This window comes from Rhodococcus sp. IEGM 1370 (genome assembly GCF_033142325.1).
Taxonomy (GTDB): Bacteria; Actinomycetota; Actinomycetes; order Mycobacteriales; family Mycobacteriaceae; genus Rhodococcoides.
Map to the genome: position 1 here is coordinate 16,932 of NZ_JAWLRY010000001.1, position 23,035 is coordinate 39,966.

Consider the following 23,035-nt stretch of genomic DNA (forward strand, 5'->3'; position numbering starts at 1 on the left):
GAAACGGCGACGACACGGCACCGCGACGACACGGACCTAGCGTGTCGATCCATGAAGAAACTGGCGCATCCGGCCGCGCAGATCGGCCTCGCCGCGATCGGCGGCATCGTGTTCGGGTTGGTGGTCGGCGAGTGGGCCGCGAACCTGAAGTTCATCGGTGATCTGTTCATCCGACTGATCCAGATGTCGATCGTCCCGCTGGTGATGGCTTCGGTCATCGTGGCCACCGGGTCGATGGCGGGGGCGGGCACCGGCAAGATCGCGTTTCGCACCTTCAAGTGGATGATCGGGTTCTCGGTCGTCGCCGCTGTGCTGGCCTGGGTGCTGAGCACCATCATTCGGCCGGGCGCGGGCATGGTGTTCACCCAGCAGCTCGATCCGGCGCTCGAGGAGTCGGCGAGCGAGGCGCTCGGCTGGCAGGACACGCTGCTGAACTTCGTCAGCACCAACGTGTTCGACGCCATGTCGACGGCGACGATGGTGCCGATCATCGTTTTCTCGCTGCTCTTCGGTATCGCGCTGCGCAGTCACATCACCAAGACCGGCAACACCCAGGTGCTCTCGTTCATGGACCAGATCCAGCAGATCGTCCTGACGATGATCCGGCTCGTCATGGTCATCGCCCCGGTCGGTGTGTTCTGCCTGCTCGCCGCGCTCGCCGGCGACGTCGGGTTCTCCGTGGTGTCCACCGCGCTGAGTTACCTCGGTACGACGCTGCTCGGGGTGTTGATTCTGTTCGCACTCTTTGTCGTGGTCGTGACGATGCGGACCCGATTGAACCCGTGGAAGCTGCCCAGCAAGCTCACTGAACAGACGGCCGTCGCGGTGACGACGACGAGTTCGGCCGTCACGTTCCCGACGGTGCTGCGCAACACTGTCGAGAAGGTCGGCGTCAGTCAGAAGGTCGCCAACTTCACGCTGTCGATCGGGTTGACGATGGGCTCCTACGGTGCCGTTCTCAATTACATGATCGTGGTGATGTTCCTCGCGCAGGCAGGCAACATCGACCTGAGCCTCGGGCAGATCGTGCTGGGCATGGGCCTGGCGGTTCTGCTGAACATGGGCACCATCACTGTGCCCGGCGGATTCCCCGTCGTCGCTATGTTCCTCGCGACCTCGCTCGACCTTCCCTTCGAGGCCGTCGGCCTGCTGATCGCCGTGGACTGGTTCGCCGGGATCTTCCGTACCTTCCTCAACGTGAACGGAGACACGTTCGTCGCGATGCTCGTCGCCAACGCCGACGACGAGATCGACCGCGAGGTCTACAACGGCACCAAGGTCGTCGTCGCCGAGGATCTCGACCTCGACGAGTACGCCGACGCGTTGGCAACGGCCGACCGAGCGGATTGATCGAACGCGTCCGCTCCCCTCTAGGGTGGCGGGCATGTCGGAGTCGGTAGTGGTGACGTTGGACGGCCGAGTGCACGACGCGAATCGGCCGTTGCTGTTCGCCGACGACCTGGCCGCGGTACGCGGCGACGGGGTCTTCGAGACGCTGCTCGTTCGCGGCGGCGCGGCCTGTGCGGTCGAGTTGCATCTGGCCCGGCTGGTGGCGTCGGCGAAGGCGCTGGACCTACCCGTTCCCGATCTCGAACAGTGGCGCGCCGTCGTCGAACAGTCCGTGGGTCTGTGGGCGCAGGAGTCGGAGGACGAGGCTGTTCTTCGCGTGGTCCTCAGCCGGGGACGCGAGGGCGGTGGTGACCCCACCGCGTACGTGACGGTGGGGCCGCTGCCCGAGCGAGTGCAGGCAGCGCGCACCGACGGGGTGTCGGTGATCACGCTCGATCGCGGCTACTCGGTGGATTTCTCGTCGGGAGCGCCGTGGCAGCTCGCGGGGGCCAAGACGTTGTCGTATGCGACCAACATGGCCGCGCTGCGACATGCCGCAACGCAGGGTGTCGACGACGTGATCTACCTCAGCAGCGAGGGGCGGGTGCTCGAAGGTCCGCGCTCGACGGTGGTGCTCGCGCGCGGTAAGACTCTCGTCACACCGTCCGTCGAACAGGGCATCCTGGCCGGGACCACGGTCGCCGGGTTGTTCGCCGTGGCCGAGTCCGCTGGTTGGACATGCGAACACGGGCACCTCTATCCCGCGGATCTCATTGCCGCAGATGGCGTTTGGCTTGTCTCGAGCGTCACTCTCGCGGCTCGGGTCACGGCGATGAACGGCGTTCCCCTGGGCACTCGGAGGCTTGCCGGTGACGTTTCGACGATGGTCGATACGGCCGTGGAGACGGTCGAAACTCGATAGGAGTCCAACGACCCTGCCGAAAGACTCTTCCCTACTACTAACCGTAGTAGTACATTCGAGTTTGTCGCGGGCCAACGCCCTGACCTGCGGTGTTGCCCGTCACAGCTCGGGTGTGAGAGTTCGGAGTATCGATGGACGCGTTGGATGTCTCGCGGTGGCAGTTCGGTATCACCACCGTTTACCACTTCATTCTCGTACCTCTCACGATCGGCCTCGCGCCGATGGTGGCCGCCATGCAGACCATGTGGGTGATCACCGGGAAGGACTCCTGGTATCGGCTGACCAAGTTCTTCGGCAAACTGTTCCTCATCAACTTCGCCCTCGGCGTCGCGACCGGAATCGTCCAGGAATTCCAATTCGGCATGAACTGGAGCGAATACTCACGGTTCGTCGGTGACGTGTTCGGTGCACCCCTCGCGCTCGAGGGATTGGTCGCCTTCTTCCTCGAGTCCACGTTCCTCGGCCTGTGGATATTCGGCTGGAGCCGACTCCCGAAACTCGTTCACCTGGCGACCATTTGGCTCGTCGCCATCGGCGTCAACGCCTCCGCCTTCTTCATCATCGCAGCCAACTCCTGGATGCAGCATCCCGTCGGCGCGATCTACAACGAAGAGACCGGCCGCGCCGAACTCACGGACATCTGGGCACTGCTCACCAACAACACTGCGCTGGCGGCCTTTCCGCACGCCGTCGCAGGAGCATTCCTCACCGCCGCGACCTTCGTCGCCGGCATCTCCGGCTGGTGGATGGTGCGTGAGGCTCGCAGGAAGCAGGCTGAGCTCGCTCCGCTGTCCGAAAACGGACTCACGCCACAGGCTCCACTCCCGGCCACTGGGGTCGCTACTCTGCAGGCTCCGCTCCCGGCCACGGACTCGCGTTCGATGTTCAGATCCGCAGCACGAATGTCCTTCATCGTCATGATCGTTGCCGGCGGTGCGCTCGCCATCACCGGAGACATTCAGGGCAAGCTCATGTTCGAGCAGCAGCCCATGAAGATGGCCTCCGCAGAATCGTTGTGCGACACCGAGACCGGGGCCAGCTTCTCGCTCCTGACCGTGGGCACCCACAACAACTGCGAATCCGTGATTCACCTCATCGCGATTCCCGGACTCACCTCGTTCCTGGCGGAGAACGACTTCGGTGCCACCGTGCAGGGCGTCAACCAACTGCAGGAGCAGTACGAGCAGCAGTTCGGCCCCGGAAACTACAAGCCGAACCTGTTCGTCACATACTGGGCGTTCCGAATGATGATCGGACTAGCCGCCGGCTCGGCCCTGCTCGCCATCGCGGGTCTGTGGGTCACCCGGGGTGGCCGGATTCCCGACCAGAAGTGGTTCTCGTGGTTGTCGCTGCTGGCGATTCCGACGCCGTTCCTCGCCAACAGTGCGGGCTGGATCTTCACCGAAATGGGCCGTCAGCCATGGGTTGTCGCGCCGAACCTCTCGGGAGTCGATCAGATACGGCTGACCGTGGACCAGGGCGTGTCCGACCATCCCGTCGGCCTCGTTCTCGCCTCGCTGGTGACGTTCACACTGCTGTACGCCGCCCTCGGTGGTGTCTGGTTCTTCCTTCTTCGTCGCTATGTCATCGAAGGGCCTCTCGACCACGACGCGCATCCGCACGTCGATCCACCGGAATCGGAAGACGAAGAGCCCAAACAGCTCTCGTTCGCGTACTAGGGGAAAACCATGTCACTACCCGAATTCTGGTTCTTCGTCATCGCCTTCTTCTTCGTCGGCTACTTCGTGCTCGAAGGTTTCGACTTCGGCGTCGGCATGCTCATGCCGATCCTGGGCAGGCATCCCGACGCCGCCACGGGGGAGAAGCGCAGGCGTGCGGTTCTGAACACGATCGGCCCGGTCTGGGACGGCAACGAGGTGTGGCTCATCACCGCAGGTGGCGCACTGTTCGCGGCCTTCCCGGAGTGGTACGCCACGTTGTTCTCGGGCTTCTACCTGCCGCTGCTGCTCATCCTGGTGGCGCTGATCCTGCGTATCTGCGCCATCGAATGGCGCGGCAAGATCGACGACCCGGTGTGGCGTCGGCGCTGCGACATCGGCATCGGCATCGGCTCGTGGGTTCCGGCGGTGCTGTGGGGCGTCGCGTTCGCCAACATCGTGCGCGGCGTCGCGATCGACGAGAACAAGAAGGTCACCGCAGGCTTCTTCGATCTGCTCAACCCGTACGCTCTGCTCGGCGGTGCCACCATGGCTTTGGTGTTCGCCCTGCACGGCGCGGTGTTCATCGCGCTCAAGACTTCCGGGGACGTGCACGAGGATTCCGTGAAAATTGCGGCGCGCCTGTCGGTTCCGGCAGTTCTCGTCGGCGGCACCTTCGCCATGTGGACCCAACTCGCGCACGGCAAGACGTGGACGTGGCTACTCGTCGCGGTGGCCGCTGTCGCACTGCTTCTCGTCGTCGCGCTGACGGCGAAAGTGCGCGAAGGCTGGGCATTCGTCTTCACCAGCGTTGCCATCGTTGCCGTCGTGGTGCTGTTGTTCGCCTCGCTGTTCCCCAATGTCATGCCGTCCAGTACGGATGCCGCGTTCGATCTCACCATCGCGAACGCGTCGTCGAGCCCGTACACGTTGAAGGTCATGACGTGGGCCGCAGCTTTCGCCGCCCCGGTCGTCCTCGGATACCAGGCCTGGACGTACTGGGTCTTCCGCCAGCGCATTTCGAGTGCCCAGATCCCGGACTCGATCGGACTGACGGTGAAATCGTGACCGCGCCCGCTGTGCCGCGGGGACGGGCGAAGGGACCCGTCGATCCGCGACTGTGGAAGTACTCCCGATCGGCGCGGGGCTACCTGATCGTCACTGTCGCTCTGTCGACCGTCGTCACCGTCTGCATCATCGTCGGCGCGCTTGCGATCGGCCGCGTACTGGCCGGCGTCATCACCGACCCGACGGCACGGTCGTTGTCCGCCTGGACGACGGAACTCGCCGTGCTGGCGGGCGCAATGGCCGTCCGTGTGCTCGCCACCGGAGCCCAGTCTCGCTATGCGCACCGGTCGGCGTCACGCGTGGTGGCCGAGCTCGAAGTCGAGGTGCTCACGGCCGCAACACATTTCGAACCGCGCGAGCTCGACCGCGAACGAGAAGAGTTGACCGTCGTCGTCACCCGAGCCATCGGGGGTCTGCGCGCGTACCTGACCGGGTACCTGCCGGCGCTGGTGTCCGCGGTCATCGTCACTCCGCTCGTTCTGGTCGTCATCGTCACTCAGGACGTGACCTCGGCTGTGGTCATCGCGGTGACCCTGCCGCTCATCCCGATCTTCATGATTCTGATCGGGTTGCTGACCAAGGGCCGAGCCGCGGCGACGCTCACGACGATGACCCGGTTGTCTGCGCAGTTGCTCGATCTACTGGCCGGTCTGCCGACCTTGCGCGCGCTGCGCCGCGAACACGGCCCGGCCGCTCGCATCCGTGCACTGGGCGACGCCCATCGACGAACCACGATGCGCGCGTTGAAGGTTGCCTTCCTCTCGTCGATGGTGCTCGAGTTGCTCGCGACCCTGTGTGTCGCACTGGTGGCCGTCGGCATCGGCTTGCGCTTGGTCTTCGGGGAGATGACGCTCGAAGCGGGCATCATCGCGTTGATCCTCGCCCCCGAGGTGTACTTCCCGCTGCGCGCCGTGGGGACCCAGTTCCACGCAGCAGAGGACGGCGTCGAGGCCGCGGAGCGAGCCTTCCGGGTCCTGGACCGGCGTACGACACAGCCGACCTGTGGCCGGACCGTGAACGCGACGACCGCGGACATCGAACTCGTCGGACTCACCGTCGCGAGCCGGGACGGTAACGCTCCGGCCGGACTGAGTGCGCTGTGCCGAACGGGCACCATCACGGTACTGACCGGCCCCAACGGCTCGGGTAAATCGACTGCGCTGCAAGCCGTTCTGGGGCTCACGTCGCCCACGAGCGGTGCGGTACTCGTCGATGGGGTGCCCGTGAGCGATCTCGACCTCGACCGGTGGTGGGCTCAGGTCTCCTGGCTCCCGCAGCGGCCGGTGCTGCTTCCCGGCACGCTGTACGAGAACGTCACCCTCCACGGTGTGCCCGATGCCGATGCACTGGACGCAGCCTGCCGCGCTTCGGGATTCGACGCCGTACTACGAGATCACCCGAACGGCTGGAACACTCGCGTCGGGCAGGGCGGAGTGGGTCTGTCCCTCGGCGAACTGCAACGCCTGGCCCTGACCCGAACCTTCGTCTCCGACGCGACGGTGATGGTACTGGACGAGCCGACGGCGCACCTGGACGCGGCGAGTGAACAGACTGTGCTGCACGCCATTCGAGATGCAGCCGACCGAGGCGTCACCGTGGTGATGGTCGGTCATCGACGCGCGGTGCTGCACGCCGCAGATCGCGTCGTCGAGGTGCGAAGCAGCTCGACGGTGGCACGGGAGTTCGATCATGTCTGACCTACGACGCGCACTGGCCCTGTTCGAGCTCTCCCCGCGCAGGGTGGCACTGGCGGTGGCGGCCGGCGTGGCAACACTCGGCAGCGCACTGGCTCTCGCCGCACTGTCGGCATGGTTGATCACCCGAGCGTGGCAGATGCCTCCGGTGATGGACCTGACCGTCGCAGTGGTAGCCGTTCGGGCGCTGGGCATCTCGCGCGGTGTGTTCCGCTATCTCGAACGATTGACCACGCACGACGCGGCACTACGCGGTACGACGGCAGCGCGCACGAGGATCTACGAGCAGCTGGCGAACGGACACGGCGCGCTCGCTCTGCGTCGCGGTGACGTACTGGCCCGTACCGGGGCGGACGTCGATGTGCTCGGCGACGTTGTCATACGCGCGATCGTCCCCATCTGCGTGAGCGTCGTGATGATGCTCGCAGCCGTCGGACTGCTCGCCGGTATCGCGCCTGCTGCCGCGTCGATCCTGGCGGTGTCGTTGCTGATCGCCGGGATGGGTGCACCGATTCTGGCGGCGCGGTCGGCACGGATCGCCGAGGAGGCCGGAGCCGACGCCGACGCGCGGTTCGCCGAGACCGCCGTCCGAGCACTCGACCACGCCGCGGAACTGCGGGTCGCCGGGCGCCTCGACGCGACCCTCGCCGAAGCCCGCGGTGCAGCGCAGGATTCGGTCACTGCCCGCGACCGGGCGGCGCGACCGTCGGCGCTGGCGGATGCCGCCGTTCCGTTGTCGATCGGTGCATCGGTGATCGGGTCCTTTCTCGTCGGCATCGGGCTGTACGGACCGACCGGAGGCACTGCAGGCGGCATGACTCCGATGGCTCTGGCGATCATCGTGCTGGTTCCGCTCGCTGCCTTCGAGGCGACCGCGGCACTCCCCGGGGCGGCAATCGCCCTGATGCGTGGACGAATCGCGGCCACTCGAGTCATGGCGATGCTGGATGCGGCTCCGCCGCAGTGGCGTGGTTATGTGCCCTCTGGGGTACTCAACCGCACCACTGCGCGGAGCGCACTGATCGGGCCCAGCGGATCGGGCAAGACCACGATGCTGCGGGAGTTCGCCGAGGAATGCGGTTCGGACGCAGCGCTGTTCGCCGAGGACGCGCATCTGTTCGACACCTCGATTCTGGAGAACCTGCGTGTGGTGCGCGGCGATGTCGACGAAGCACAGGCATCGGATGCGCTGCGACGCGTGGGCCTGGGCCCATGGCTCGACGCGCAGCCCCTCGGGGTTCACACCACCCTGGTCGGCGGTGCGCAGGCCGTGTCGGGCGGAGAACGGCGCAGACTGCTGTTGGCGCGCGCTGTGCTCAGTACGGCCCCGATCGTGCTGCTGGACGAGCCGACCGAGCATCTCGACCGAATCTCCGGCGAACAGCTACTGCGAGAGTTGCTCACCACCGACGACGGTCTGTTCGGAGCCGATCGAATCGTGGTGGTCGTCACTCATCAACTGCCGGAGAACACCGACGCCGACCAGGTGATCGACCTCGGCTCGAATCGTGGGAAAAAACTCTTTGCCGACTCGGAAACTCGGGCGTACGTTGTGAAGTACACGAGAGAGGAGGTGGTCTGAAGTTGATGAACTCTAGGACGCGTGAGGTGGCTGTCAGCTAGCCGCAATCGCTGACGGATTCACTGCGAAGACCGCGCGAGCGGCTAGCGAATCCCAGGCAGCTACCCGGCCCCCGAGCCCCCGACCTGTCCGGTCGGGACCTGAAATCAGGTATGGCTCGGGGGCCGTTCGCTGTGGATACCGAAGTGGTTGTGTCTCAGCCGATGTAGCGAGACAGGCGCGCGGACAACCGCGGTGCCAGTGGGCCGTCGGCGACGACGCGTTCCTCGACGTATGCGAGGTCCCCGCCTTCGACGATGCCGTAGAGCCGCTTGGCCCCGCCGACCAACGCACCCGAGGTGCTACGGATGACGACATCGGTGGCCAGTTCCCAGGACGACTTGGTCAGGGCGTGGCCGTAATACAGTTCGACGACTCCGGTGCTGTGGGTCAGCAGCAGTTCGACGAGCTCTTCGTCGTCGGAACCCTTGAGCCCGTGGCCTCCGCTCATCCGCCAGAATCCGGTTTCGCGGAGGTCGGGATGTGCGAAGTTGCCGTCGGAGTCGAGTCGCCACGAACGTGATTCCCAGCTCAGGTAGCTACCCCCGTCGTGCGTGACGACGATCTGCTGACCGAAGGGATAGTCGGTACCCGACTCGGGGTCGTGGCCCTCGCCCTCGCCACGCCACACGCCGACGAGCGGCAGCAGAGCGAGCATCGACGGGTGCAGATCGGGGCCGAGGCGTAGATTGGCCGTGTCGTCGGGGTGCGGGATGTCCGGCAGGACCGGAACGTTCCGCGTCGACGCGTCGGCGAACTTCTGTTCGGCAGCCGCTATTGCTTCGTCGCCACTGGTGACGGGGGTATCGAGCCCCCCGTCTGCTCTGCCGGGTTGCCCCGCAACCGGTTCTGTCACGACTCGTCGTTGACCAGTCGGTAGACGACGTAGAGCGAGAACGCGATGATGGCTACTGCCGCAAGAACGAGAAGTAGCTCGAAGAAGATGACCACGAGTGCGAGTTTAACCCGCAGCGATCGTCGTCGAGGACAGCGGCCCGAATACCGCCTGTGTCCTTGGTGACATCTAACCGAATTCGGGGCCTCGAGTGCGCTGGATCACTCATAGCGGTGGAGAAATCCTGTCGAGCAGGTACCTTCTTCGGGGGGCGTCGGGCGCTCGTGGGTGAGTTTCCGATGTTGTTCACTGTGTTCTGTCACGAAGGCTGGGGAGGTCTCCGCAACAATGCTGCGTCGTAAACGGGCTCTGACATCGTCGTTCGGTCCGTTGTTGATGAGGTCGGCGGTGGTGACCCTGGCGTTGGCGCTGGCCGCTCCCGCAGCCGCATTCGCCGCTCCGGACTCGGGATCGGCAGAATCGGGATCGGCAGAGTCGGGATCATCGGACTCCGGTTCCGCCGACGCGGGTTCCTCCGACTTCGGATCGTCGCAGGGGCCGAACATCGACCCCAACAACTACGCGCAGGACTGCCCCGATGTGCTGGTGCTGGCGGTGTCCGGTGCCACCGACTCGGCGTCGGACCGCAATCCTCTGGCCGAGCAGGCGTCCACTGTCGCGTCGAACTGGGTCGGGAATGTGACGGTCCCGGTCGGTGAGGCGAATGCCGACAGCCCGGGTACCGTCGGCTGGCTCTACGTGCCGTACGCCTCGACGTACGGCTTCGACGTTCTGGACGACGTGCCGACCTACCACGAGTCGATCGTGGAAGGTGTCGCAACGACCAATCGTCTGATGGACGAGTACAAGGTCAAGTGTGGAGACCGAACCAAGTTCGTACTCCTCGGATACAGCGTCGGCGGCGAGGTACTCGATCGTTTGTCCACCGAGATCGGCGCGCGTGACTCGAGTGCCCTGGTCAACGGCGACGACATCGCAGGCGTGATCATGGTCGGTTCGCCCTACCGCCCGGCCGGTGTGCCGAATTTCGGTGACGAGCCGGGTGAATCGCTCGGTGGCTTCATGGACCAGTCGCCGCGGGATTACGGAACGCTGACCGACAAGGTCACCTGGTCGTGCCGACCGTGGGATCTGGCGTGCGACGCTCCGGACGACATCGAACTTCTGCAGCTCGCCCTCGAGGTCATCTCGCAGATGCGGCTGACCGTCCTCAACCCGGTACAGACCGTGTCCGACTTCGCGCGCGCAGTGACGACCATTGCTTCGCGCGCGATCGTTGATATCGCCACCGACAAATCATGGTTCACCTCCGACGAGACTCTGCTGCAGGTCTTGGTGAGGGTGGCGGATGTGGATTACACCGTCGCCGATCAGCAGGCGGTGGACGCACTGACACCGGAGCAGCTCCTCGCCGATCTCAACTGGGCGATGGGGCCCGGTGCCGAGACCGTGGAAGCCAAGCTCCGCGCCGAGGCCACCGGGTTCGAGGAGAACAACAAGGGCATCGCCGACGTCGTGCTCGGGCCCTACCTGGCGCTCGGCTTCCTGCAGCACCTGTCGTACTGGTACAACGACCCCAACGACGGGTACGAGTGGGAGAGCGAGAAGATGGTCGCGTGGATCACCGACCTTGCGCGCACCGAACGCGAGAAGAAGAACGCACCGCAGTCGGCGGCACCTGAAGCCCCCGCCCCGGAGATCGCACCCGAACCCCGCCTGCTGCCGGAGCCCGGAACGGTCACGCAGGTGAGCGATCTCGGAGCGTTCCTCGAATCGCAGGGCATTCCGGTACCGGAAGGGATGTTCCCGCCGCAGTATTCGACGGTTCCCGATCCCGCCGCTTCGGTGCCCGTCCCGAACTAGAAGCCTCCACCGAGCCGAAAGAACCCCGCACCTGCGAGCAGGTGCGGGGTTCTTTTTCGTTCTGGGCGAGCCGGTCGGTTCAGACTCCGACGGTGACGTTCGCCGAGTGCACGCCTGCGCCTTCGGGAGCGATCACGGTGTCGCCGTTGCCCGATGCCGACAGGGCGCGCAGCGTCCACTGTCCGGGAGCGGCGAAGAACCGGAAGTCTCCGGTGCCCGACGCGACGACCTCTGCGGTGAATTCGCCGCTGCCGTCGAGCAGCCGCACGAATGCGCCTGCGACGGGCTCACCGTCGCCGGCGAGGACGCGGCCGGTGATGACCGTTTCCTTCTCGACGTCGACACCTGCGGGGATGGTCTGGCCTTGTACGGGTGCTCCACACATATCAGTGAACCTCCAGCTCGATGGGTGCTCCGACGAGAGAGCCGTACTCGACCCAGCTGCCGTCGTAGTTCTTGACGTCTTCCTTGCCGAGGAGCTCCTTGAGGACGAACCAGGTGTGGCTCGAACGCTCACCGATGCGGCAGTAGGCGATGGTGGCCTTGCTGTCGTCGTAGCCCTTGGTCTTGTACAGCTCTTCGAGCGCTTCGTCGGACTTGAACGTGCCGTCCTCGTTGGCGGTGGTGCTCCACGGGATGTTGATCGCGGACGGGACGTGGCCACGCTGCTGCGCCTGCTCCTGCGGAAGATGAGCCGGGGCGAGGATCTTTCCCGAGAACTCGTCGGGCGAACGCACGTCGATCAGGTTCTTGTTGCCGATGGCGTCGATGACCTCGTCGCGGAACGCGCGGATCGACAGGTCGGGTGCCTCGGCGCGGTACTGCGTGGTCTCACGGCTGACGACGTCCTTGGACAGCGCGCGGCCGTCGAGTTCCCACTTCTTGCGTCCACCGTCGATGAGCTTGACGTCCTTGTGCCCGTACAGCTTGAAGTACCAGTAGGCGTAGGCGGCGAACCAGTTGTTGTTTCCGCCGTACAGCACGATGGTGTCGTCGTTGCTGATGCCCTTGGCCGACAGCAGGTCCGAGAACTGTTCCTGATTGAGGAAGTCGCGGCGAACCGGGTCCTGCAGGTCCTTGCGCCAGTCGAGCTTGACCGCACCTTCGATGTGTCCGCCGTCGTAGGCGCTTGCGTCTTCGTCGACCTCGACGAAGACGGTCTTCGGTGCGTTCAGGTTCTGCTCGGCCCAGTCGGCAGAGACCAGGACGTCGGAGCGAGCCATGGTGTTCCTTTCGGTCTTTCTCTATGGATCGGTGAAGGTCGAGACAGGACTGCAGCCTGCTCAAGCGACCCTGTTCAGGATGCGGTGTGCGAGGTGCTGCGCAGCCGCGAGGCGAGGGGGTAGATCATGCAGCCGAGGCAGACCGCGAACGCGGCGTTGAGGAAAGCCGCGAACAACGCGAAGCCTGCCGCCACGGTTCCGACGACGGGAGCGCCGACCGCGAAGCCGAGGACTCCGACGGCGGCGAACACGAAGCCCACCAGTTGAGCGAACTTCAACGGTGCCACCGGCTCTCGTTCGCTGGTGGGGGAGAGCCGCGGTGCGACGAATGTCGCGTAGATCGTGCCGTACGGACTGCGCTTGGGTCCGCGGACGGCTCCGATTCCGAACACGATCGCCTGTAGCCCGAGCAGGATTGCCGCCGCGGGGACCGAGAACGTGGTCAGGAGGAGAACGACGACCAGAACGGCGGTGGTGATCCACGCCGCGAAGCGTGGACCACGAACGTCCACCTGGTCGATCGTGGCAGTGGGGGTGGTGGTCCGGGTGTCGGGTGTCGACATCGAGAGGTACTCCTGTGCGAGGTCGGGGCACGCCGCATCGGCAGTGCTCGGACATGGATTTCGATCATCGGGCCGTCATCACGCATGGGCGTGGCGGCAGAAGGAAATCAGCAGCAGCGACAGCAACAACCGCCCAGTCGGCACAGATCGACTGTGCGACGACTGGTGAGCATCAGCTCGCGGCAGGAGAACACGAAGAGCATCGTACCCGCTACCAGCGGCGCGTCCTACCGCTGGTCCGAAGAAGCGAGGTCAGAGAGCGTCGAGTGCCGACCGCAGCGCCGCGGCGGACGGCACGCCCGCGATTCTGGAGCGCCGTTGCAATCGGGTGTCGAGTACGAAAGTGGTGGGCAGTGACAGCACGCCCAGTTCGCGAGCGAGGATCGGATGGGCGTCGATGTCGAGTTCGAGTTCTCGGGCATCGCTCCGGCCGTCCAGCACCTGCTGGACGACACGTCGCACGGCTGCGCACGGTCCGCACCAGTCGGCCGAGAAGTGCAGGACGGTCGCAGAGTCGGTCGTGGCACCCGCGTCGAGCAGGAGCGGGTACAGGTCGTCGGTCTCGGTGTCTGGCTCACGCACCGCCCGGACGGTGCCCGATCGGCTCCGGAGGAACAATCCGGTAGCGACGGCAAGGATCGCCACGACGACGAGAACTGTGATCCCTGTCACGGCTTTTCGATTTCGTTGAGGTCGATGGTCACGTTCTCGCCGGATCCTTCGACGACGATCTGCGAGCCCTCCGCATAGACGTCGGTCGGGACCAGCCCGAAGGGCAGGCTCTGACGCTCGATGGTCTTGGTGAACAGTCCGAGAATCGTGGGCTTGGCGAAATCGGGGATCGAGAAGTCCGCCTGACCCTCTGGGCCGAAATAGAAGTCCGACGCCACGATGGCGACGCCGTCACCTTCGAGCAACAGGTCGGCCTGCACGCTCACCGTTGTCTCGAGCGGGCCGACCGGAACCGTTCCGGTCAGCACGACGCCCCCGGTAGTGGTCATGCCCGACCCGCCGGAGCCGCCGGTGCCGTCCGACTTGTCGGCCGGCGGCGCGGAAACCTGCAGGTCGACGATGCCGAGGAACCGGCCGAGGTCCGTGGCCTCGATCCGTACGCGGCCGTCGAGCTCGTCCACGGGAATCGCCCGCACGTTGTTGTCGATCAAGTCGGACAACTCGATGTGCACGCCGCGGAGATTGGCCTCGATCGTCGTCGAGCCGACGTACTCGGTCGGCACGTCCTGCGCGCGGATCTCGATGTTCTGGTAGCGCCCGTCCGCGGCCTGGGTGAGGAACGGGAAACCGTGCACGATCACCTGAGGGTCCGAGGTGAGCTCACCGCCGGCGCGGATCGCGCGGGAGACTCGATACTCCGAGTAGGCCGCAGCGCCGAAATCCACCACGAGGGTGAGGGCCAGCAGGCTGGCGAGTCCGATGAGAAGTGTGCGCACGGGTCCATTGTGACCGACGAATCGCGCACTGCCCTCTTCGGCCGGTTGTACGGACAAGCTAGTCTGTGTCCTTGACGATCACTCAAGTCCAGCCTGGACTGGACCGGCCAGCAGTAAGAATGGAGACGCAGTGGAGCTCCTACTACTGACCTCCGATCCCAATCCGGAGGGCGTTCTGCCGTCCCTCGCTCTCCTGGCGCATCACGTACGCCCGGTACCCACCGAGGTGTCCTCGCTTCTCGAAGCCGGCTCGGCGGACATCGCGCTGGTCGACGCTCGTACGGACCTGGCCGCCGCTCGTGGTCTGTGTCGCCTGTTGGGAAGTACCGGATCGGCCATCCCCGTCGTCGCGGTGCTCACCGAGGGTGGGCTCGTCGCGGTGAATTCCGACTGGGGTCTCGACGACATCCTGCTCCCCGGTACCGGCCCCGCAGAGCTCGACGCCCGGCTGCGGTTGCTGGTCGGCCGTAGTGGAGGAGTTGCCAGCCCGGAGACCTCCGGCAAGATCACGCTCGGCGAACTGGTCATCGACGAAGGTACCTACACCGCTCGGCTGCGAGGTCGTCCGCTCGACCTCACGTACAAGGAATTCGAGCTGCTGAAGTACCTGGCTCAGCACGCGGGGCGGGTCTTCACTCGCGCCCAGCTCCTGCAGGAGGTGTGGGGCTACGACTTCTTCGGTGGCACGCGCACCGTCGACGTCCATGTTCGACGCCTGCGCGCCAAGCTGGGCACCGAGTACGAGTCGCTCATCGGAACGGTACGCAACGTGGGATACAAGGCCGTTCGACCCGCACGCAATGCCAAGGGCGGACCGGTGGTCTCGGACGCTGCCGGCGGAGATTCCGACGATGCGGATTTCGAGTTCGAGCAAGAGAGTACTCTCTCGTAGATGAATTCGGATCCTGCGTTCGACGTCCACCCCATCGACGGCGACGCACCGTCTTCGCGCGTTTCCTACGAGATTCATCAGATCCTCTCCCGTGCAACGGAAGTCGATGGCACTGCGCCCTTGTCGGAGCAGGCTGTGAAGGCTGTCGACCGAGGTGACGACGTCGTTCGTCTGGTCTCCACCGAGGGTGATCGTGTCGTCGGCTACGTCGGAATCGCCGACGGGATGGCCGAGGCCGTCGTCGATCCTCCGTTCCGCGGTCACGGAGTGGGACGCGAATTGGTTTCTCGCGCACTCGAATTCGGCTCCGGTACCCGTATCTGGGCGCACGGCAACCTGCCGGCGGCGCAGTCGGTCGCGGCGCGGCTCGGGTTGCAGGTGGTTCGCGAGCTGCTGCAGATGCGTCGCGCGTCCGCACACCCTGATCTTCCAGATGTGGTTGTGCCGGAAGGTATTTCGCTTCGAACGTATCGTGGGCATCAGGACGATGCCGAGCTGCTGCGGGTCAACAATGCGGCCTTCTCCTGGCACCCCGAACAGGGTGGCTGGACCGATCGCGACATCGCCGCACGACGAGACGAATCGTGGTTCGACCCGGCCGGACTGTTCCTGGCTTTCGAGGAGGGCAGCGACCGCCTCCTCGGCTTCCACTGGACCAAGGTTCATCCGGCCGAAGGCTCGGAACCCGCCATCGGCGAGGTGTACGTCGTCGGAATCGACCCCCAGTCGCAGGGGCGCGGCCTCGGCCGGGTGCTCACGCTGGCCGGCCTGCACTATCTGCATAGCAGAGAACTCGGCCAGATCATGCTGTACGTCGAGGCCGACAACACCGCTGCCGTGCACACCTACAGCAAGCTGGGCTTCGAGAACTACCACGTGGATGCCGCATACGCTCGCAGCGTCTGAACGGACATTTCAGGCTGCGGTGTTCATCTTCCGTTCACCCACGCGGGGGTAAACGTCTACCACCTGCCCTTACCTTTCTCCATGGGTGGCAACCTACGCCGCCTGGTGCGAGGTTCTCTTCTGGAGCCGGCACCCACACAGTCACAGCGCGGCCGATCAGGTCCGAGCGGTGGACACGGCCCAAGATTCCTCGGAGGAAACAGGTGAACCTCAAGCGCAACGGTGCTCTCATGAGCGCAGTGGCCATCAGTGCCATGTTGCTGACCGCATGCGGTAGCGACGCGAACGTCGAGACCGTCGGCGCGGGCGATTCTTCCGCCTCGTGCGAGGGCAAGTCTCCGCTCACGGGCGAAGGATCGTCTGCTCAGCAGAACGCGATGTCCAACTTCACCTCGGTCTACTCGAGCGTCTGCTCCGGCAAGTCCGTCGAGTACACCACCAGTGGCTCGGGCAACGGTCGTACGCAGTTCGTCGCCGGTCTGGTCGACTTCGCCGGCTCCGACTCCGCGATCAAGGACGAGCAGGCAGCCGAGGCGGCCACCCGCTGCGACAGCAACCCGGCATGGAACCTGCCGCTGGTCTTCGGGCCCGTCGCAGTGGCCTACAACCTCGACGGCGTCGACAGCCTGGTGCTCACGCCCGATGTCACCGCACGGATGTTCACCGGCCAGATCACCACCTGGAACGATCCCGCGATCGCCGCCCTCAACGAAGGCGTCGACCTGCCGTCCACCCCGGTCACCCCGGTCTACCGCTCCGATTCCTCGGGCACCAGCGACAACTTCCAGCGCTTCCTGTCCGACGCTGCTCCGGAGGCCTGGACCCTCGATCACAGCTCCGACTGGGCCGGCGGCGTCGGCGAAGGTGCCAACGGCTCCTCGGGCGTCGCCCAGGCCGTGTCCGGGACTCCCGGCTCGATCACGTACGTCGAGTTCGGCTTCGTCGAGCAGGAAGGCCTCAGCGCCGCGAACATCGACTTCGGCAGTGGCCCGGTCGAGCTGAGCACCGAGAGTGCTGCCGCTGCCATCGACGCCGTGACCTTCTCCGGTGAGGGCAACGACCTGGTGCTCGACCTCGACACGCTGTACGCCAGCAACGAGGCCGACACCTACCCGTTGGTGCTCGCCACCTACGAGATCGTCTGCTCGGCGGGCTACGACGCCGACACCTCGGCAGCAGTCAAGTCGTTCCTGCTCAGCGCCGCGAACGAGGGCCAGCAGGGCCTCGAGGAAGCCGGCTACGTGCCGCTGCCGGACCGCTTCAAGGAGCGTCTGATCACCGCTATCGAAGCAATCGCCTGATTAAATGAGACGTAGTCCTGCTTCGGCTCGCGGCATCGCGAGCCGAAGCAGGACCGTCCTCGACCTCCACACGAGACAGTGAGCGGTATGAGCGACACCCACTCGATGACCGGCGTCCCCTCCGCGGCTTCTGTGCCCTCCGCGGGTGCCGCGCACAAACCGGAAGAACCACAATTGTCAGACAAGAAAAAATCGGGGACCGTCACACGTCCCGGTGACAGGATCTTCTCCGGCCTCGCCACGGGCTCGGGCATCTTCATCATCGCGCTGATCGCCGCCGTGGGTATCTTCCTGGTCTGGCGTGCGATCCCCTCACTGTCGAACAACACGGTCAACTTTCTGACCTACAACGGTGCCTGGGACACGTCGAACACCTCGGCCATGGTGTTCGGTGTTCTCGATCTGTTCCTGGTCACCGTCACGGTGTCCCTGTTCGCGCTGGTCCTCGCGATGCCTGTCGCCCTCGGCATCGCCATCTATCTGACGAACTACGCGCCCAAGCGAGTGGCGGGACCGCTCGGTTACGTCATCGACCTGCTGGCCGCAGTCCCGTCGATCGTCTTCGGACTGTGGGGCCTGTACGTCCTCGCGCCGGTGATCAGCCCGTTCGCCGAGTGGCTCAACACCAACCTGGGTTGGTTCCCACTCTTCGGTACCGGGTCGGTCTCCATTGCTGGCGGCGGCACCATCTTCACCGGCGGCATCGTGCTCGCCGTCATGATCCTGCCGATCATCGCTGCCGTGACCCGCGAGGTGTTCATGCAGACGCCGAAGGGTCAGATCGAAGCCGCTCTCGCACTCGGGGCCACCCGCTGGGAGGTCGTGCGAACCACGGTCATTCCGTTCGGAAAATCCGGTTACGTCAGCGGCTCCATGCTCGGCCTCGGTCGCGCACTCGGTGAGACCATCGCGCTCTACATCATCATTCGCAGCACCCAGTCGACGTTCGGCGGAACCTTGTTCGACGGCGGTTCCACATTCGCGACCAAGATCGCGCTGGCCGCGGGCGAGTTCAACAACCCGCTCCAAGCCGGTGCCTACATCGCCGCAGGTCTGGTGCTCTTCATCCTGACGTTCGTCGTCAACGCCGGTGCTCGCGCCGCCATCGCCGGAAAGAAGGACTGACCCATGACCGCAACCATGGACAAGCCCGTCAAGGAACCCACGTTCCAGGGCGTCAGCGCTCGCCGGAAGGCGTCCAACCTCTCGGCGACGATCCTCGTCAGCCTCTCGGTGCTGGTGGCACTCGTCCCACTGATCTGGGTGCTCTACACGGTGATCTCTCGTGGACTGTCCGCGGTGGTCTCACCCACGTGGTGGCAGAACTCGCAGGCCGGCGTCACCCAGTTCATCGCAGGTGGCGGTGCGTACCACGCCATCGTCGGAACGCTCCTGCAAGGACTGTTCTGCGCCGCCATCTCCATCCCGATCGGCATCTTCGTCGCCATCTACCTCGTCGAATACGGCGTGGGCACGCGACTGGCCCGAGTCACCACCTTCATGGTCGACATCCTCACCGGTGTGCCGTCCATCGTCGCGGCCCTGTTCATCTACGCGCTGTGGATCGCCACCTTCGGGTTCCAGCGCTCCGGCCTGGCCGTGGCCTTCGCCCTCGTGCTGCTGATGATCCCTGTGATCGTGCGCTCGGCCGAGGAAATGCTGCGCATCGTCCCTCAGGATCTGCGCGAGGCGTCCTACGCGCTCGGCGTGCCGAAGTGGAAGACCATCGCCAAGATCGTCATCCCCACGGCGCTGTCCGGCATCGTCACCGGCATCATGCTCGCCCTGGCCCGCGTGATGGGTGAGACGGCACCCGTGCTGATCCTGGTGGGATCTGCCACCGCCATCAACTTCAACATTTTCGAGGGGCCGCAGACGTCTCTGCCGCTCATGATGGTCGACCTGCAGAAAGCAGGAACCGGCGTGCTCACCGCTGAGCGCATGTGGGGAGCAGCCCTGACGCTGATCCTGATCGTCGCAATACTCAACATCGGCGCGAAGTTGGTCTCGAAGTTCTTCTCGCCCAAGAACTTCTGACCCACCCGACTCCAGCGAATCCTAAGGAACGAAGAACATGGCAAAGCGTCTCGATCTCAAGGACGTCAACATCTACTACGGCAAGTTCCATGCCGTCTCCGACGTCACTCTGGCCGTACCGCCGCGCAGCGTCACCGCGTTCATCGGACCGTCCGGCTGCGGTAAGTCGACCGTCCTGCGTTCGCTCAACCGCATGCACGAGGTGACCCCCGGCGCCCGCGTCGAAGGCTCGGTGCTGCTCGACGGCGAGGACATCTACGGCAGTGGCGTCGACCCGGTGGGTGTGCGCCGCACCATCGGCATGGTCTTCCAGCGCCCCAACCCCTTCCCGACGATGTCGATCCGCGACAACGTCGTCGCCGGCCTGAAGTTGCAGGGCGGCCGCGGCAAGAAGGAACTCGACGAGATCGCCGAGCGCTCGCTCAAGGGTGCCAACCTCTGGAACGAGGTCAAGGACCGCCTCGACAAGCCCGGTGGCGGCCTCTCCGGCGGACAGCAGCAGCGTCTGTGCATCGCTCGTGCTATCGCAGTCTCGCCCGACGTTCTGCTGATGGACGAGCCGTGCTCGGCTCTCGACCCCATCTCCACTCTCGCCATCGAGGACCTGATCCAGGAACTCAAGCAGGACTTCACGATCGTGATCGTCACGCACAACATGCAGCAGGCCGCACGGGTCAGCGATCAGACCGGCTTCTTCAACCTCGAGGCGACCGGCAAGCCCGGCAAGCTCATCGAGATCGACGACACCGAGAAGATCTTCTCCAATCCGACGCAGAAGGCCACCGAGGACTACATCTCCGGCCGCTTCGGATAACCACACACGAACGCGAGAACCCCCGTCGAGCGAAAGCTCGGCGGGGTTCTTTCGTTCGTGTCTGCGCTCGGTGATTCGATGCGGCTGGTGACTCCTCAACGAAAGCCGAGTAGCGCTGCAGCGCAGCGCCACTCGGTATCGGCGAGGGTGGGTACTACGAAGTGGGGATGTTGTTGTGGCTCAGGTCGACGGGTAGCTCACCGGTCACCAGGAAGATCACTCGACGGCCGACCTCGACAGCGTGATCGGCGAAGCGCTCGTAGAAGCGGCCGAGCAGAGTCACGTCCACCGCAGCAGCGACGCCGTGGCTCCACTCGCGGTCCATCAGCACCGTGAAGAGGTGACGGTGCAGATCGTCCATCGCCTCGTCCTCCTCCTGCAGCTTCGCAGCGCGCTCGGGATCGCGGGTCTCGAGGACCTCACGGGCCGAAGCCCCGATCTGAACGGCGAGGCGACCCATCTCGGCGAAGTACCCGTTGACGACCTCGGGGAGAGCATGGTTCGGGTGCCTGCGACGAGTGATCTTGGCGACGTGCAGTGCGAGTGCGCCCATGCGATCGATGTCGGCGACGATCTGGATGCCGGCCACCACCGAGCGGAGGTCGCCTGCGACCGGAGCCTGCAGGGCGAGAAGGGTGAAGGCCTTCTCCTCGCACACCGCACTGAGCTCGGTGATCCTGTCGTGTTCGGAAATGACCTGCTCGGCGAGTACCAGGTCTGCTTGAAGGAGGGACTGCGTGGCTTTTTCCATGGCCGCACCAGCCAGGCTCGCCATCTCTCCGAGGAGATCGGCAAGCTCGTTCATCTGTTCGTTGTAGGCGACGCGCATGAGCGAAGTTTAGTGGGTCACACCGACCAGTTCCCTGTCCCGAGGGTTAACGGAGCATGAATGAACTCAGGCGCACGTGTCGTCGGCGGCGTTGGTGTACGAGAGATCCTCCGGAAGGGGCGCACTCTGGGTGGTGCCCTCGACCTGAGTGGGATCGATTTGGGTGCCGAATGCCGTCGGAAACTGGGTGTATCCGGGATAGTTCGAGCCGAGCACCACCTCGACGACGTTGTTCAGGCTCGGTGCAAGCTCGATGGCCGCGCCGGGTATCGCCGACGCGACGGTCGCCGCAGCAGCCTCCTGATCCTGGGAGTAGCGCACCACGGTCTGGGCCGCGGTGCCCGAGAAGTTGCCGACCGTCAGGATCTGGAAGCCGTAGACCGCGAGTTCGTCGGATGCCGTCTGAGCCATCCCGGCGATGTCGGATGCGTTGGACACCTGCAGGGAGACAGTTGCTGGATCGACGGCCAACAGCGGCGCGTCGGGTACGGCGGCAGGTGCGGGCTCTTCGGGTGTCACCGGCTCCGCGCGTTCCTCACCGGGCAACGGAGCGTCGTCGATGATGGCCTGGAAGATCGCACCGATCGCGTCGTCGTTGGGGATCTCGTTGCCGTAGTCGTTGGTGCCGGTGGTGGGAATGGTCAGGAAGGTCACCGCACCGGCGTCCACGTTCTGCAGCGAGCGCCCCAGCGTCACCAGGTCCTGAGTCTTGACGTTCTCCACGAAGGTGTCCGAGGTGAACGCGTTGACGAATCCGTTGAGCTTGCCGGGATCGAGCAGCACGTTGTTCGAGAGCGCGGACCTCAGAAGCGACGACAGGAAACGCTGCTGTCGCTTGATGCGGCCGTAGTCGCCGTTGCCCTCGGACTCGACGTTGCGCGCTCGAACGTAGTTCAGTGCGGTGCGGCCGTCGATGCGCTGTGTTCCGACGTTGGGGAGGACGTCACCCAATTCGTAATCGATCAGCGGCTGCGCGGTGCAGACCTCGACACCACCGACCTCGTCGACCATGGACTCGAATCCGGCGAAGTCCATCCCGACGAAGTGTCCGATACGCAGGCCCGAGATCTTCTGGATGGTCTTGACCAGACATTTGGGGCCGCCGAGAGCATACGTGGCGTTGAGCTTGTCGCCGTATGCCTCGGGGAACATCTCTCCGGTGTAGGTATTGGTGTCGTTGTCGAACGCCTCGCATTCCGGCCGCGTCACATCGAGATCACGGGGAAACGAGACGGCGACGACGCGGCTGCGGTCGGCCGGGATGTTGACGAGCATGACCGTGTCCGAACGGGCTCCCTCGGCGTCGGCGACGGTGCCGGCACCCACCTCGCCGCTGGCCCCGGTGCGGGTGTCGGTGCCCACGATCAGATACGTCTCGTCGCCGTATTGGCCTTCGGCGTCGACGACGTCGGTCGAATCGGGATCGAGGGCGGCGACCTGGAGAAATCCCTGATCGGTGTTGCGGAGGTATCCCCACACCACTCCGGTCAAGGCCACCGCCAGAATCGCGACGAGGGAGACCAGGCTTCGGCCGATCATCCGGACTCGACGGCGTCGGCGCACCCGGCTCATGGCCAACCGTGTCAGGGCCGGGCGATCCGTTGCGGGCGCACCCACCGGTTCCGGTGCCGCGTGCGGCGGCGGAGTCGGCGGCACTGCTCGGGCAGGTGGGGGAGTGGAATCGGTGATGGGGGCGATGACCTCGGTCGGCTCTTCGACCTCGGGACGGTCGTCCGGCGCCCGCCGAGTCAATCCCGAGCGCGACATCTTGTCCACCAACTCGGCGACCGAGACGGTGTCGGCGTTACGCGGCGATCGTTTGCCGAGTCTGCCGCTGTCCTCGGGCTGAGGCGGTTGCTCCTCGTCCGGTGTTGCGGGGCCTTCGGAGTGAGGTGGGCGCTGCCCCGACCGTCCGATTGCGCCGGTTTGTCTGATTGAGGACAGCGGGCGCTCCCATGGGGCGCGACCCTCGGGCACCGACGGGCCCGACTCTCGATCGTCTCCCACGAAT

The 23,035-nt window shown here is 65.1% G+C and carries 21 protein-coding genes; 13 read left to right on the forward strand and 8 right to left on the reverse strand.

Annotated elements, in window-relative coordinates; genetic code table 11:
* Positions 1–51 precede the first annotated feature (51 nt).
* From R4P47_RS00075 to R4P47_RS00100, 6 genes are all read left to right on the forward strand, one after another.
* Positions 52–1,350: a dicarboxylate/amino acid:cation symporter gene (locus R4P47_RS00075; RefSeq protein WP_068049893.1), complete on the forward strand. Its 1,299-nt coding sequence runs from the start codon at positions 52–54 to the stop codon at positions 1,348–1,350.
* 34 nt (positions 1,351–1,384) lie between these two features.
* A complete protein-coding gene (locus R4P47_RS00080) occupies positions 1,385–2,251 on the forward strand; it encodes an aminodeoxychorismate lyase (RefSeq protein WP_283347717.1) in 867 nt (288 codons plus the stop codon).
* Between the two features lie 131 nt (positions 2,252–2,382).
* On the forward strand, positions 2,383–3,930 hold the full coding sequence (locus R4P47_RS00085) for a cytochrome ubiquinol oxidase subunit I (protein ID WP_283347718.1): 1,548 nt from the start codon (positions 2,383–2,385) through the stop codon (positions 3,928–3,930).
* Positions 3,931–3,939: 9 nt separating this feature from the next.
* A complete protein-coding gene (cydB, locus tag R4P47_RS00090; RefSeq protein WP_283347719.1) occupies positions 3,940–4,977 on the forward strand; it encodes a cytochrome d ubiquinol oxidase subunit II in 1,038 nt (345 codons plus the stop codon).
* A complete protein-coding gene (cydD, locus tag R4P47_RS00095) occupies positions 4,974–6,674 on the forward strand; it encodes a thiol reductant ABC exporter subunit CydD (protein WP_283347720.1) in 1,701 nt (566 codons plus the stop codon). The genes cydB and cydD overlap by 4 nt, the downstream gene beginning before the upstream one ends.
* Complete coding sequence (locus R4P47_RS00100) at positions 6,667–8,253, forward strand: amino acid ABC transporter ATP-binding/permease protein (RefSeq protein WP_283347721.1); 1,587 nt, start codon at positions 6,667–6,669, stop codon at positions 8,251–8,253. The genes cydD and R4P47_RS00100 overlap by 8 nt, the downstream gene beginning before the upstream one ends.
* A gap of 196 nt (positions 8,254–8,449) precedes the next feature.
* Here R4P47_RS00100 and R4P47_RS00105 read toward each other — a convergent pair whose 3' ends face one another.
* A complete protein-coding gene (locus R4P47_RS00105) occupies positions 8,450–9,148 on the reverse strand; it encodes an FABP family protein (protein ID WP_411567275.1) in 699 nt (232 codons plus the stop codon).
* A gap of 327 nt (positions 9,149–9,475) precedes the next feature.
* Between R4P47_RS00105 and R4P47_RS00110 the strand changes: the two genes are divergently transcribed.
* On the forward strand, positions 9,476–11,011 hold the full coding sequence (locus R4P47_RS00110) for a cutinase family protein (protein ID WP_283347722.1): 1,536 nt from the start codon (positions 9,476–9,478) through the stop codon (positions 11,009–11,011).
* Between the two features lie 79 nt (positions 11,012–11,090).
* Here the strand turns inward: R4P47_RS00110 and R4P47_RS00115 are convergent, their stop codons facing one another.
* From R4P47_RS00115 to R4P47_RS00135, 5 genes are all read right to left on the reverse strand, one after another.
* Positions 11,091–11,396 carry a DUF1416 domain-containing protein gene (locus tag R4P47_RS00115; protein WP_037194601.1) on the reverse strand — a complete coding sequence of 102 codons (306 nt, stop codon included), beginning with the start codon at positions 11,394–11,396 and terminating at the stop codon, positions 11,091–11,093.
* Position 11,397: 1 nt separating this feature from the next.
* Positions 11,398–12,234, reverse strand: a complete 837-nt coding sequence (locus R4P47_RS00120; protein ID WP_068049880.1) for a sulfurtransferase — start codon at positions 12,232–12,234, stop codon at positions 11,398–11,400.
* A gap of 74 nt (positions 12,235–12,308) precedes the next feature.
* Positions 12,309–12,797: a DUF4395 domain-containing protein gene (locus R4P47_RS00125; protein ID WP_269594793.1), complete on the reverse strand. Its 489-nt coding sequence runs from the start codon at positions 12,795–12,797 to the stop codon at positions 12,309–12,311.
* A gap of 252 nt (positions 12,798–13,049) precedes the next feature.
* Positions 13,050–13,469, reverse strand: coding sequence for a thioredoxin family protein (locus R4P47_RS00130; protein ID WP_269594794.1), 420 nt, complete (start codon positions 13,467–13,469; stop codon positions 13,050–13,052).
* Positions 13,466–14,245 carry an LmeA family phospholipid-binding protein gene (locus R4P47_RS00135; RefSeq protein ID WP_269594795.1) on the reverse strand — a complete coding sequence of 260 codons (780 nt, stop codon included), beginning with the start codon at positions 14,243–14,245 and terminating at the stop codon, positions 13,466–13,468. Before R4P47_RS00135 ends, R4P47_RS00130 begins: the two co-directional genes overlap by 4 nt.
* Before the next feature lie 130 nt (positions 14,246–14,375).
* Here R4P47_RS00135 and R4P47_RS00140 point away from each other — a divergent pair, with 130 nt between their 5' ends.
* The 6 genes from R4P47_RS00140 to pstB all read left to right on the forward strand — a co-directional run bounded on the left by R4P47_RS00140 (position 14,376) and on the right by pstB (position 20,195).
* Positions 14,376–15,137 (forward strand): winged-helix domain-containing protein, encoded by a 762-nt coding sequence (locus R4P47_RS00140; RefSeq protein ID WP_068049874.1) that lies wholly within the window; start codon positions 14,376–14,378, stop codon positions 15,135–15,137.
* Positions 15,138–16,043 (forward strand): mycothiol synthase, encoded by a 906-nt coding sequence (mshD, locus tag R4P47_RS00145; RefSeq protein WP_269594796.1) that lies wholly within the window; start codon positions 15,138–15,140, stop codon positions 16,041–16,043.
* A 203-nt stretch (positions 16,044–16,246) separates the two neighbouring features.
* Complete coding sequence (gene pstS / locus R4P47_RS00150) at positions 16,247–17,344, forward strand: phosphate ABC transporter substrate-binding protein PstS (RefSeq protein ID WP_149405012.1); 1,098 nt, start codon at positions 16,247–16,249, stop codon at positions 17,342–17,344.
* An 87-nt stretch (positions 17,345–17,431) separates the two neighbouring features.
* Positions 17,432–18,469: a phosphate ABC transporter permease subunit PstC gene (gene pstC / locus R4P47_RS00155; RefSeq protein WP_149405013.1), complete on the forward strand. Its 1,038-nt coding sequence runs from the start codon at positions 17,432–17,434 to the stop codon at positions 18,467–18,469.
* A 3-nt stretch (positions 18,470–18,472) separates the two neighbouring features.
* Complete coding sequence (pstA, locus tag R4P47_RS00160) at positions 18,473–19,381, forward strand: phosphate ABC transporter permease PstA (protein ID WP_149405014.1); 909 nt, start codon at positions 18,473–18,475, stop codon at positions 19,379–19,381.
* Positions 19,382–19,418: 37 nt separating this feature from the next.
* Positions 19,419–20,195 (forward strand): phosphate ABC transporter ATP-binding protein PstB, encoded by a 777-nt coding sequence (pstB, locus tag R4P47_RS00165; RefSeq protein WP_032395896.1) that lies wholly within the window; start codon positions 19,419–19,421, stop codon positions 20,193–20,195.
* Positions 20,196–20,349: 154 nt separating this feature from the next.
* Here pstB and phoU read toward each other — a convergent pair whose 3' ends face one another.
* Both phoU and R4P47_RS00175 read right to left on the reverse strand, forming a co-directional pair.
* A complete protein-coding gene (phoU, locus tag R4P47_RS00170) occupies positions 20,350–21,024 on the reverse strand; it encodes a phosphate signaling complex protein PhoU (protein ID WP_094639310.1) in 675 nt (224 codons plus the stop codon).
* A gap of 66 nt (positions 21,025–21,090) precedes the next feature.
* Entirely contained in the window at positions 21,091–23,031 is a 1,941-nt protein-coding gene (locus R4P47_RS00175) for an LCP family protein (RefSeq protein WP_317783861.1), read from the reverse strand.
* Positions 23,032–23,035 lie beyond the last annotated feature (4 nt).

Coding starts and splice junctions, on each gene's coding strand:
- R4P47_RS00075 (WP_068049893.1), top strand. CDS start 52: ATGAAGAAACTGGCGCATCCGGCCGCGCAGATCGGCCTCGCCGCGATC.
- R4P47_RS00080 (WP_283347717.1), top strand. CDS start 1,385: ATGTCGGAGTCGGTAGTGGTGACGTTGGACGGCCGAGTGCACGACGCG.
- R4P47_RS00085 (WP_283347718.1), top strand. CDS start 2,383: ATGGACGCGTTGGATGTCTCGCGGTGGCAGTTCGGTATCACCACCGTT.
- cydB (WP_283347719.1), top strand. CDS start 3,940: ATGTCACTACCCGAATTCTGGTTCTTCGTCATCGCCTTCTTCTTCGTC.
- R4P47_RS00100 (WP_283347721.1), top strand. CDS start 6,667: ATGTCTGACCTACGACGCGCACTGGCCCTGTTCGAGCTCTCCCCGCGC.
- R4P47_RS00110 (WP_283347722.1), top strand. CDS start 9,476: ATGCTGCGTCGTAAACGGGCTCTGACATCGTCGTTCGGTCCGTTGTTG.
- R4P47_RS00115 (WP_037194601.1), bottom strand. CDS start 11,396: ATGTGTGGAGCACCCGTACAAGGCCAGACCATCCCCGCAGGTGTCGAC.
- R4P47_RS00120 (WP_068049880.1), bottom strand. CDS start 12,234: ATGGCTCGCTCCGACGTCCTGGTCTCTGCCGACTGGGCCGAGCAGAAC.
- R4P47_RS00125 (WP_269594793.1), bottom strand. CDS start 12,797: ATGTCGACACCCGACACCCGGACCACCACCCCCACTGCCACGATCGAC.
- mshD (WP_269594796.1), top strand. CDS start 15,138: ATGAATTCGGATCCTGCGTTCGACGTCCACCCCATCGACGGCGACGCA.
- pstC (WP_149405013.1), top strand. CDS start 17,432: ATGAGCGACACCCACTCGATGACCGGCGTCCCCTCCGCGGCTTCTGTG.
- pstA (WP_149405014.1), top strand. CDS start 18,473: ATGACCGCAACCATGGACAAGCCCGTCAAGGAACCCACGTTCCAGGGC.
- pstB (WP_032395896.1), top strand. CDS start 19,419: ATGGCAAAGCGTCTCGATCTCAAGGACGTCAACATCTACTACGGCAAG.
- phoU (WP_094639310.1), bottom strand. CDS start 21,024: ATGCGCGTCGCCTACAACGAACAGATGAACGAGCTTGCCGATCTCCTC.